The following is a 404-nucleotide window of genomic DNA, read 5'->3' on the forward strand; positions in this document are numbered from 1 at the left end:
TTGCCGGCGACCTCGCCTAGTCAAGGAAAAAGCGAGTTATTTTCTATTTATTTTGCTCGTTTTCAATGAATTACAGCTTAAGTTGACGCGAATGGGTGTTGGGGCGAGAATTCACAGGCTTGCAGAGGATTAGGTAGATGAAGATTCTCATTTTTTCCCTTTTGGTCATTTTCTCGATCTGTGTGGTAATCGTATTTGATCGGCGTTTAGAAAAATTTTCACCTGAAGCTGAGATTGAGGAAGTTGACTTCCTTGATTTATCCTCTCTTGGGAATGACTCTTTGGGGAAAGTTGCATTTGTTGATTTAGGTTCACACTACACGACAAAAATTGAGGGGTGAAAAGGCGATTTGAGCCAAGCGAGAAACTCGTTGCGGTCCTTGGCCTTGAGGTGGGGATTGTTA

The 404-nt window shown here is 42.6% G+C and carries 1 protein-coding gene; it reads left to right on the forward strand.

Annotated features, from left to right (window positions below):
• Positions 1-137 precede the first annotated feature (137 nt).
• On the forward strand, positions 138-341 hold the full coding sequence (locus JIN78_RS17000) for a hypothetical protein (RefSeq protein ID WP_200393190.1): 204 nt from the start codon (positions 138-140) through the stop codon (positions 339-341).
• Positions 342-404: the final 63 nt, after the last annotated feature.

This window comes from Roseibacillus ishigakijimensis, assembly GCF_016595415.1.
GTDB classification, from domain to species: Bacteria; Verrucomicrobiota; Verrucomicrobiia; order Verrucomicrobiales; family Akkermansiaceae; genus Roseibacillus; species Roseibacillus ishigakijimensis.

Excerpts from the sequence above, each read along its gene's own strand:
- JIN78_RS17000 (WP_200393190.1), top strand. The coding sequence starts at position 138 with ATGAAGATTCTCATTTTTTCCCTTTTGGTCATTTTCTCGATCTGTGTG.